This is a genomic window from Methylibium sp., from assembly GCF_013817365.1.
In the GTDB taxonomy this organism is placed as follows: domain Bacteria; phylum Pseudomonadota; class Gammaproteobacteria; order Burkholderiales; family Burkholderiaceae_C; genus Methylibium.
The window spans coordinates 1-10,253 of the sequence record NZ_JACDCU010000101.1 but is presented as its reverse complement, the minus strand read 5'-3'; the positions used below and the strand labels follow the sequence as shown (position 1 = coordinate 10,253).

Genomic DNA, 10,253 nt, shown 5'->3' with positions numbered 1-10,253 from the left:
CTGCACCAGGAGATTCCATGAACCTCAAAGGCAAGACGCTCTTCATCACCGGCGCCAGCCGCGGCATCGGCCTGGCCATCGCCAAGCGAGCGGCGGCCGACGGCGCCAACATCGCGCTGATCGCCAAGACCACCGAGGCCAACCCGAAGCTGCCCGGCACGATTTACAGCGCCGCCGAAGAGATCGAAGCTGCCGGCGGCCAGGCCCTGCCGATCGCCGGCGACATCCGCGACGAGGCCAGCGTGCTCGCCGCGGTGGCGCAGACGGCCGAGCGCTTCGGCGGCATCGACATCCTGGTCAACAACGCCAGCGCGATCAGCCTCACGCCGACGCACGCCACGCCGATGAAGCGCTTCGACCTGATGTTCGGCGTCAACGTGCGCGGCACCTACCTGTGCACCCAGGCCTGCCTGGCGCAGCTCATCAAGAGCGCCGAAGCCGGCCGCAACCCGATGGTGCTCAACATGTCGCCACCGCTGTCGATGAAGCCGCACTGGTTCAAGAACCACGTGGCCTACACGATGGCCAAGTACGGGATGAGCGAGTGCACGCTCGGCCATGCCGCGGAGTTCGAGCCCTACGGCATCGGCGTCAACAGCCTGTGGCCGCGTACCGCCATCGCCACCGCGGCGCTGCAGATGATTCCCGGCCTGGACATCGCCAAGTGCCGCACGCCTGAGATCCTGGCCGATGCCGCCTATCTGGTCCTGACCAGCGACGCGAAGACGACGACCGGCAACTTCTTCATCGACGACACGCTGCTGGCGCAGCACGGCATCACCGATCTGGAGAAGTACAGCGTGACGCCGGGGACGAGGAGTTCGTGCCGGATTTCTTTGTGGATTGAGGCCTGCGGCGGACACCCGGTTGAGCGGGCAGCAAAAGATTCGCTCTACTCAGTTCTACTACTGTATACAGCAAATAAGCTATACATGTGTAGAACTTGTTAGAGTCTGGACATGGACCCAATCAAGAACCCGTTCTCTCCCGGCGCCGGCTCTCCCCCTCCCGAACTCGTTGGCCGGGATCCCGTCCTTTCGGAAGCGCGCGTGCTGCTTGGCCGCATCGCGGCAAGGCGACCCGAAAAAAGCTTGCTGCTGACCGGCTTGCGGGGTGTCGGCAAAACCGTGCTGCTCAACGAGATCGAACGCTTGGCCCTCGCGGCGGGATACCGAACGATTTCCGTGGAGGCGAGCGAGGACAAGCGGCTCGGTGTGTCACTGGCTCCCTTCATGCGCAAGGTGCTGTTCGACCTGGACCGCGTTGCCGGCGCCGGCGACAAGGTCAAGCGCGCGTTGGCGGTGCTGCGCAGTTTCGTCGGCTCGATCAAGGTCAGTGTCGACGACTTGAACATCGGGCTGGACATCGAATCCGAACGGGGCACTGCCGACAGCGGCGATCTCGAGATCGATCTGCCCGACCTGTTCGTCGCCGTCGGCGAAGCAGCGCTCGAGCGCAAGAGCGCAGTCGGAGTGTTCATCGACGAGATCCAGTACTTCAACCACAAGGAACTGGGCGCGCTGATCATGGCGATGCACAAGGTGCAGCAGCGCCAGTTGCCGATCCTGCTGCTCGGCGCGGGGTTGCCGATCCTGCCCGGATTGGCTGGTGAATCGAAGTCGTACGCGGAGCGCTTGTTCAACTTCCCGAACATCGGCGCGCTGGCTCCGGACGATGCCGCAAAAGCCTTGCAGGACCCGGCGCAAGCCGCCGGCGTGACTTTCGAGGGCGACGCGCTGACCGAGGTTTTTCGACTGACCAGGGGCTACCCGTATTTCGTCCAGGAATGGGGATACCAAGCTTGGAATGTCGCCAAGGCAAGCCCGATCACGCTCGACACGATTCGCCATGCGACTGCCAGCGTCGTCGTGCGGCTCGACCAGAACTTCTTCCGCGTTCGCTACGAGCGCCTCACGCCAAGCGAGAAAAATTTCCTGCGCGCGATGGCGGAACTCGGATCGCAAGCGCACCGCACGGGCGATATCGCAGACATGCTCGGCGTCAAGGTCAACAGCCTGGGCCCGGTACGCGCCAAGCTGATCAAGAAGGGCATGGTCTACAGCCCCGCGCACGGCGACATGGCGTTCACCGTGCCGCTTTTCGACGAGTTCTTGATGCGGACTGTTCCCGACTTCAGACGGCCGTGAGCTTGCCTATCGAAGAGGGATACGTCGCTGCTCTCTTGCGAAGTGCGGCGATTCTTGCCTGCGCATCACTCCCGCACAATCGCGCCATGAGCATCCAGACCGACGATTTCACACCGGCCTCGGCGATGCCGCGGCGCGTCCTCAACGCCGCGCCGGTATCACCCAATGAAGAGGCCGTGGAGCGCGCGCTGCGCCCCAAGGGCATGGCGGAGTACGTCGGCCAGGTCAAGGCACGCGAGCAACTCGAAATCTTCATCGGTGCAGCCAAGAAACGCGGCGAGGCGATGGACCACGTGCTGCTGTTCGGCCCGCCGGGGCTGGGCAAGACGACGCTCTCTCACATCATCGCCGCCGAGCTCGGCGTGAACCTGCGCCAGACCTCCGGGCCGGTGCTGGAAAAGCCCAAGGACCTGGCTGCGATCCTCACCAACCTCGAGAAGAACGACGTGCTCTTCATCGACGAGATCCACCGCCTCTCGCCAGTGGTCGAGGAAATCCTGTACCCCGCGCTGGAGGACTACCAGATCGACATCATGATCGGCGAGGGCCCCGCGGCGCGCTCGATCAAGCTGGAGCTGCAGCCCTTCACGCTCGTCGGCGCAACCACGCGCGCCGGCATGCTGACCAACCCGCTGCGCGACCGCTTCGGCATCGTCGCGCGGCTGGAGTTCTACACGGTCGAGGAACTTGCGCGCATCGTCACCCGCTCGGCCGGCTTGCTGAACGTGCCGACCGAAACCGACGGCGCGCAAGAGATCGCGCGCCGCTCTCGCGGCACGCCGCGCATCGCCAACCGGCTGCTGCGCCGCGTACGCGACTACGCCGAAGTCAAGGGCAACGGCCGCATCGATCTGGCTACCGCCGACAAGGCGCTGAAGATGCTCGACGTCGACCCGCAGGGCTTCGACGTGATGGACCGCAAGCTGCTCGAAGCGGTGATCCACCGCTTCGACGGCGGGCCGGTCGGTCTGGACAACGTGGCCGCGGCCATTGGCGAGGAGCCGGGCACCATCGAAGACGTGATCGAGCCGTACCTCATCCAGCAGGGCTACCTGCAGCGCACGCCGCGCGGGCGCATCGCCACGCTGGCGGCCTACCGCCACCTCGGCGTGACGCCGCCGGCGGCCTCGACAGGACTGTTCGGCTGAGGCTCTGCTTGCGCTGCTGAACGTGGCAGCCTTTGCGATAGCCAAAGCCCCCAGCGAGCCGGTACCTCGCCGTGGACGACGCGTTAGGGCCCTCCCTGCGGCGCCGGTGCGTGCTCGAGCTTGTCAATGCTTGTGGTGGTCCGCGTGTTCGGCAGCAGGAGCCGCCGCAGTGGAAGCAGGTGCTTTCTCGACCTTCACCTCGACCATCACGTCACCGGCCCGTTCGAACGTGAGCTTCAGCGGGATGCTCTTGCCCAGCTCGAGCGGCGCCTTCAGTCCCACAAGCATGAGATGGTCGCCGCCCGGCCTGAGCTCGACGCTGCCGCCCGGGGGCAACTCGATGGCGTCGAGCTGGCGCATGCGCATGACGTCACCGTCGAGCTTCATGGTGTGCAGCTCGACACGCTCGGCCGCCGTGCTGCTGACGGAGACCAGCCGGTCGGCGGTCTTGCCGCGGTTCTCGAGTTGGAGGTAGCCGCCGCCGGTCATCTGCCCGGCCACCGTGGGCCGCGCCCAGGGATGATCTATCCGGATGGCGCCGACCTGATAGTCGTGTGCAAGGGCCACGGGTGCGCCAAGCGCGACGCAGATCGCCACCATGGCGCCGCGAAAGAGGGGAATCTTCATTCGAGCGATTTTGCCCTCAGCAGGCCGTGTTCTACCGCCCCACCAGCCGACCGGGAACAGGTCGACCACGGGGCCGCGCACGACGAATCAATCGAGCCGCCCCCGCGCGTCCACGGTCCACACCGCCTCGACCGCGCCGCACTCCAGCCCGCCGCGCACGGCGATGAGGTGATCGTGCAGGTTGACGGTCGGGTCGCAATGGCCGGGCACCAGCCAGAGCGTGTCGCCGAGCGCGGGCAGTGCGGCGACTTCGACGCGTGGCTTCAGCATGCAATGCTCGTCGTTGGCGCCGACGACCTGCAGGCCCTCGCGCTGCCACACGGTCGGCAGGCCCGACTCGATGGCATGCGACTTGTGGCCCGCATCGACCACGACATGCGCGGCGCTCGCACTCATGACCTGGGCCTTGACGAAGAGCGCGTGCTCGAAGCGCGGTGCGTCGGGATGCGGGGTGTTGCGTGCGTAGTCGGCGTCGAGGAAGGCGTAGCTGCCGGGCTGCAGTTCGCCGTAGACGCCGCTGCCGGCTTCGAGCATGAATGTGCCGCTGCCGGCGCCCGTCACGATTAGCGGGGCGTCGATGCCGGCAGCGCTGATCGCTGCACGCGCCGCGCTCACGATGGCGACCGCCTGCTCGACAGCTGCCGCGCGCTCGGCTGCGCTGCGGTAATGCTGGGCGCTGCCGTGATAGGCCTGCAGCCCGGTCAGATGCAGGCCGGCGCCGGCGGGGCCGGGTGGGAGCGCATGCGCATCAACCTGCCGCGCCAGCGCAGCGGCTTGCTCAGGCGACACCCCGCAGCGACCCTGGCCGACATCGATCTCGATGAACACGTCCACCGTGCTGCCGGCGTTCTTCACGGCCCGGGCCAGCCGGTCGATGCCGAGCGCGCTGTCCACCGTGATCGCCAGCCTCACCCGCCGTGCCAGCGCAGCGAGCCGCGCCAGCTTGGCCGGCGCAATCACTTCATTGCTGACGAAGATATCGCTCACGCCGGCTGCCGCCAGCGCCTCGGCCTCGCCAGTCTTCTGCACGCACACGCCCACGGCGCCCAGCGCCATCTGGCGCAGCGCGATGGCCGCGCACTTGTGCATCTTGGCGTGCGGCCGCAGCTTCACGCCGTGCGCGCGCGCAAAGTCAGCCATGGTCTGCAGATTGCGCTCGAAGGCATCGAGATCGACGACCAGCGCCGGCGTGTCGATGGCGGCGACCGAGTCTCCGATAGCGGCAGGTGCGGGGCGCATTTCAGTCCTCAGGCGGCATGGCCGACTTTGTCGGCCGAGGGGATGAGCGAAGGGGCGCCGCCGACTCCGCCGTCGCTGAATTCGTCGTGCACCCGACCATCGAGGTGCGAGGTGTCGCTCCAACCGACGATCGTGAAGCCCTCGGGCGTGTAGAGCAGCCGGTTGACGGCCGCATTGCCGAGTTGCCAGGTGCGCGGCGCAGCCAGATCGACGCGCGCTGCGGCGCGGTAGAGGCAGTCCATCACGCCGCCATGCGCGACCAACGCAACGGTCCGGCCCGGGTGCGCGCCAGCGAGGCGCTCGGCCGTGGCCACCACGCGCGCATAAAAGACGCGCAGCGTTTCGCCGCGCTCTGGGGCGAACTCCAGGTCGCGGGCTCGCCAGCGCGCGCTGTCGGACGGGAAGTTCGCCTCGATGGCGGCCCAGGTTTCGCCTTCGAAACGGCCGAAGCCCCGCTCGCGCAGCCCGACGTCGGGCCGCACCTCGATGCCGATCGCCGCACCGATGGCCTGCGCGGTATCGAAAGCCCGAACCAGGTCGCTGGCATAGATCACGTCGATGCCCTCCTCGGCCACCGCCTGCGCGACACGCACGGCCTGCCATCGCCCCTTGTCGTTGAGGGCCACGTCGAGCTGTCCCTGGATGCGGGTGCCGACGTTCCAGTCGGTCTCGCCGTGTCGGATGGCGAGGATGCGGGTGGCCTCGGTCTGCGGCATCAGGCGGCACCCCCGTCTGGGTTTCGCAGGCGGGGGTTGAGCGTGTAGGTGCCGCTGAAGCGGGCCTCGCCGAGCACATGACCTTCGATCGTGGAGCGCACCTGAGCGCCGGTGAAGCTGCCTTCCACCCGCAGCCGCGCGACATCGAGTGCGTAAAGCGTGAAGACGTAGCGGTGCGGGATGGCGTCGTTGAAGGGCGGGAACGGGCCGTCGTAGCCGTGGTAGTCGCCGGCGCGCTCGGCGTCGCCGGCGAACCAGCCGGTGTAGTCGTTCAGGCCCTGGCGTGCACCGTGCAGGCTGGCCGGGCCGGGCTTGCCGCGCGGCGTGAAGCCGTGGCTGAACTCGCCCTCGGCCAATTGCGTGAAGGTGGGGGGCAGATCGACCAGCACCCAGTGGAAAAAATCGATGCGCGGCAGGCTGGCCGGCACCTCGCGGTCGGGCTGGTTCACGTCGTCGCCGCGGCTCGGCACGTCGGGGTCGTGGCAGATCAGCGCCAGGCTGCGGGTGCCGGCCGGCAGATCGCTCCACCCGAGCTGCGGCGACACGTTGTCGGAAAAAGCGACGGTGCTCGCCGCCTCAGGCCGACCGGCTGCAAATTTTTCGGGGATCGGGCCGCCGTCGGCCCAGCTTGCGCTGGTGAGTTTCAAATCCGGCTCCTCAGTTGACGAACGAAAAACTTCAGAGAGGGGAAATCCGCAGGTCGAGACCGCAGCTGCCTTGCTTCGCAACGGCCGCGGCGGCGGCGATGTTTTCGAAGGGCTTCCTCAGACGCCCCAGACGATCTCGACGTCGGCCTGGTGCGCGCGTTTGATCATCTCGACCATCGGCCAAGCACGCTGGCGCAGGCTGACGCCGCCCTGCGGCGGCAGCTTGCGGCCTTCGGCCCGGGCCTCGGCTTCGGCCTGCTCGCGGGCGGCCTCGTCCGCAGCGATGGCCGCTTCCAGCGCCTGCAAGGCACCGGGCATGTCGGCCGGCTCGAGGATGCCCTTGGGCGCCGGCTCCTTTCCCATGGTGCGCAGCACCGCATCGCCGACCGGGCCGGTCATGATCAGGTCGCCGCTGTTCTTGCTTTTGAACTTGTAGAGCATCGTTTTCAGCCTCGCGATTGCAGGGGAAGATCCATGCCGGGATTCAGGGCGAAATGATCGCGCTGGAAGGGGTGCGCCGATTGTGCCCCCCGCATCGGGCCGTCCTGCGGCCGCCCGCTCGGCCGGCTGGCCAGCACCTGATGCAGCGACATCCAGCCGCGCTCGAAACCCAGGGCGCTGAAGGCCAGGTAGAGCCGATAGGCCCGCACGACAGGCTCCGTTGTGAGCCGGCGCGCGAGCTTGAGCCGGGCCTCCAGCGCATCGCTCCACGCCCACAGTGTGCGTGCGTAATGCGGGCGAAGGTTCTCCATGTCCAGCCCTTCCAGGCCCGCCTCGGCCATCGCGGCCATGACTTGCGAAATGTGCACCAGCTCGCCGCCCGGAAAGATATGGCGCCCCACGAAATCGCCGATGCCGGCGCCGAGCTCGCGGTTGTACAGGCCGCCCGCGCTGATGCCGTGGTTGAGCAGCAGGCCGCCCGGCTTGAGCAGGCGGTGGATCTTCGCGAAATAGCCGGTCAGCCGCGCCACGCCGACGTGCTCGAACATGCCCACCGAGGCAATCTTGTCGTAGGGCTCGGTCTCCGACAATTCGCGGTAATCGCACAGCGCCACCGTCACACGCCCGCGCAGCCCGCGTGCATCGATCAACTGCTGCATGTGAGCATGCTGCTCTTTGGACAAGGTGATGCCGTGCGCCCTCACGCCGTGCCGCTCAGCCGCCCAAAGCAGAAGTGCGCCCCAACCGGCGCCGATATCGAGCAGCCGCTCACCCGGGCGCAGCATCAGCTTGCGGCAGATCAGCTCGAGCTTGGCCTCCTGGGCCTTGGCCAGCGTGACCACGCCGCGCGGCCAGTAAGCGCACGAATAAACACGCCGCGGATCGAGCCAGAGGGCATAGAAGTCGTTGGAGACGTCGTAGTGAAACGCGATCTGCGCCCGGTCGCGCGGTGCGCTGTGGCGCAGCCGCGAGCGCATCGGGCTCAGGAGGCGGCTCACGAAGCGGGCCGGACCGTTCAGCGTGGCCGCAATCACCGGGTCGGCCGGCAGCAGGTCCGCCCCGACGGTGCAGATGTCGCGCAGGCTGCCATCGAGCTCGAGCCGACCGTCCACGTAGGCCTCGGCCAGCGCGCCCAGTTGGCCGCGAGCCAACAGGCTCAGCAGGCCGGCGTCGTTGAGTCCGAGCACCACCCGCGACGTCGCCGGGCCGAGCCGAGCGCCATTGGGCAGCAGCAGCGCGGTCGGCACCGGCAGGCGCTCCAGGCGCGCCGCGAGGCGCTCGGCGATGGCGTCCGTGCCGCCGCGGGCCGGCACTGTATTGGGCAATGTGAGCATGGCAGTCCCCACCGGGTCACCCGGCGTTGCGCAGGGCACACTCGCAGGCCCAGCAATTGAAGAGCCCGACGATGAAACTGGTTCGCTATGGCCGCGCCGGGCGCGAGAAACCCGGCCTGATCGACTCTCAGGGAACGCTGCGTGACCTGTCCAGCGTGTTGCCCCCGGGTTCAGGTGGTCTTCATCTGCCGGCGCTCGGCCTTGCCGGCCTGGCTCGCCTGCGCCGGCTCGATGCCACCGCCCTGCCGCGCGTGCGCGGCACGCCGCGCCTGGGCGTGCCCTTCACCGGCATCAGCAAGTTCGTCGGCATCGGCCTGAACTACCGCGACCACGCCGCGGAGGCCGGCCTGCCGGTGCCCAGCGAGCCGATCGTCTTCATGAAGGCGACCACCTCCATCAGCGGGCCGGATGACCCGATCGAGATGCCGCCCGACGCGCAGAAGGTGGATTGGGAGGTCGAGCTCGGCGTCGTCATCGGCAAGACCGCGAAGAACGTGTCCGAGGCCGCAGCCCTGGCCCACGTGGCCGGCTACTGCGTAGTCAACGACGTGGGCGATCGCGCCTGGCAGATGGAGCGCGGCGGCACCTGGGACAAGGGCAAGGGCTTCGACACCTTCGGCCCGATCGGTCCTTGGCTCGTGACGGCCGACGAGGTACCCGACCCGCAGGCGCTCGCCCTGTGGCTCGACGTGAACGCCCAGCCTCGCCAGCGTGGCACCACCGCCACCATGGTGTTCGGCGTGGCGGCGCTGGTCAGCTACGTGAGCCGCTGCATGACCCTGCTGCCCGGCGACGTGATCGCCACCGGCACACCGCCCGGCGTGGCCATGGGCATGAAGCCGCAGCCGCAGTATCTGAAGGCCGGCGATGTGGTGACGCTGGGAATCGACGGCCTGGGATCGCAGCGGCAGGCGGTGGTTCAGGAGTGAGGCGGGCGCGATCGCCGCTGTCTTCGCAGGCCGAAACGGCGCGGGCCTTGCTTCGCAACGGCTGGCGCGATGGCGCTGTCTGTCGCGGCTTCAGGCCGCCAGCTTGAACACCTTCACTGCATCGGTCAGCTTGTGCGACTGCTCGTGCAGCGAGGTGGCAGCCGCGGCGGCCTGCTCGACCAGCGCAGCGTTCTGCTGCGTCATGCCGTCCATCTGCTCGACCTGGCGGTTGATCTGCTCGATGCCGGCACTTTGCTCGCGGCTGGCCACGCTGATCTCGCCCATGATGTGCGTCACCTGGCGCACGCTCGAAAGAATCTCGCTCATCGTCGCGCCGGCCTGATCGACCAGCTTGGCGCCGGTATTGACCTTGCCGGCCGAGTCCTCGATCAGCGTCTTGATCTCCTTGGCCGCCGCCGCGCTGCGCTGGGCGAGCGAGCGCACTTCGCCGGCGACCACCGCGAAGCCGCGGCCCTGCTCGCCGGCCCGTGCTGCTTCGACGGCAGCATTGAGCGCGAGGATGTTGGTCTGAAAAGCGATGCCGTCGATCACGCCGATGATGTCGGCGATCTTGCGTGCGCTGGCGTTGATCTCGGTCATCGTCGAGACCACCTGGCTCATCACTTCGCCGCCTCGGCCGGCCACACTGCTCGCCGTGGTGACCAACTGGTTGGCCTGCTGGGCGTTGTCGGCGTTCTGACGCACGGTGGCAGTCAGCTGCTCCATGGAACTGGCGGTCTGCTGCAGGCCGCTGGCCTGGCTCTCGGTGCGGGTGGACAGGTCGGCGTTGCCCGAGGCGATCTCGCTCGAGGCCAGCGCCACTTGCTCGGCAGAGGCGCGCACGTCGGCGATGGTCGACTGCAGCTTCTTGCGCATGGTGTTGAGTTCGTAGTTCAACCAGGCGATCTCGTCGCGGCCGGTGGAGCTGATCTTGGTGACGAGGTCGCCCTTGGCAATGCGCGTCACCGCTTCGACCACCTGCTCGACCGGCGCCTTGACGCTGCGCCGCACCGCCCAGCCCAGCC

11 protein-coding genes are annotated in these 10,253 nt (G+C 67.8%); 4 read left to right on the top strand and 7 right to left on the bottom strand.

Annotated elements, in window-relative coordinates; translation table 11 throughout:
- The 3 genes from H0W38_RS08465 to ruvB form a co-directional block, all read left to right on the top strand.
- A partial coding sequence (locus H0W38_RS08465; RefSeq protein ID WP_367161770.1) for an SDR family oxidoreductase occupies window positions 1-950 on the top strand: 950 nt, incomplete at its 5' end.
- Window positions 951-959: 9 nt separating this feature from the next.
- Window positions 960-2,147 (top strand): ATP-binding protein, encoded by a 1,188-nt coding sequence (locus H0W38_RS08460; protein WP_292452864.1) that lies wholly within the window; start codon window positions 960-962, stop codon window positions 2,145-2,147.
- 86 nt (window positions 2,148-2,233) lie between these two features.
- Window positions 2,234-3,295, top strand: a complete 1,062-nt coding sequence (gene ruvB, locus H0W38_RS08455; RefSeq protein WP_292452862.1) for a Holliday junction branch migration DNA helicase RuvB — start codon at window positions 2,234-2,236, stop codon at window positions 3,293-3,295.
- 123 nt (window positions 3,296-3,418) lie between these two features.
- Here ruvB and H0W38_RS08450 read toward each other — a convergent pair whose 3' ends face one another.
- The 6 genes from H0W38_RS08450 to H0W38_RS08425 form a co-directional block, all read right to left on the bottom strand.
- Window positions 3,419-3,922, bottom strand: a complete 504-nt coding sequence (locus H0W38_RS08450; protein WP_292452860.1) for a copper chaperone PCu(A)C — start codon at window positions 3,920-3,922, stop codon at window positions 3,419-3,421.
- Window positions 3,923-4,009: 87 nt separating this feature from the next.
- Window positions 4,010-5,161, bottom strand: coding sequence for a DSD1 family PLP-dependent enzyme (locus H0W38_RS08445; protein WP_292452858.1), 1,152 nt, complete (start codon window positions 5,159-5,161; stop codon window positions 4,010-4,012).
- An 8-nt stretch (window positions 5,162-5,169) separates the two neighbouring features.
- Window positions 5,170-5,877, bottom strand: coding sequence for a histidine phosphatase family protein (locus H0W38_RS08440; RefSeq protein WP_292452856.1), 708 nt, complete (start codon window positions 5,875-5,877; stop codon window positions 5,170-5,172).
- Window positions 5,877-6,524 (bottom strand): YbhB/YbcL family Raf kinase inhibitor-like protein, encoded by a 648-nt coding sequence (locus H0W38_RS08435; protein WP_292452855.1) that lies wholly within the window; start codon window positions 6,522-6,524, stop codon window positions 5,877-5,879. Before H0W38_RS08435 ends, H0W38_RS08440 begins: the two co-directional genes overlap by 1 nt.
- Before the next feature lie 117 nt (window positions 6,525-6,641).
- Window positions 6,642-6,965 (bottom strand): DUF1840 domain-containing protein, encoded by a 324-nt coding sequence (locus H0W38_RS08430; RefSeq protein ID WP_292452854.1) that lies wholly within the window; start codon window positions 6,963-6,965, stop codon window positions 6,642-6,644.
- Between the two features lie 5 nt (window positions 6,966-6,970).
- On the bottom strand, window positions 6,971-8,299 hold the full coding sequence (locus tag H0W38_RS08425) for a class I SAM-dependent methyltransferase (RefSeq protein WP_292452852.1): 1,329 nt from the start codon (window positions 8,297-8,299) through the stop codon (window positions 6,971-6,973).
- A gap of 71 nt (window positions 8,300-8,370) precedes the next feature.
- Between H0W38_RS08425 and H0W38_RS08420 the strand changes: the two genes are divergently transcribed.
- Window positions 8,371-9,228 carry a fumarylacetoacetate hydrolase family protein gene (locus H0W38_RS08420; RefSeq protein ID WP_292452851.1) on the top strand — a complete coding sequence of 286 codons (858 nt, stop codon included), beginning with the start codon at window positions 8,371-8,373 and terminating at the stop codon, window positions 9,226-9,228.
- A 90-nt stretch (window positions 9,229-9,318) separates the two neighbouring features.
- On the opposite strand, the gene H0W38_RS08415 is transcribed toward H0W38_RS08420, so the two are convergent.
- A partial coding sequence (locus H0W38_RS08415) for a methyl-accepting chemotaxis protein (RefSeq protein WP_292452849.1) occupies window positions 9,319-10,253 on the bottom strand: 935 nt, incomplete at its 5' end.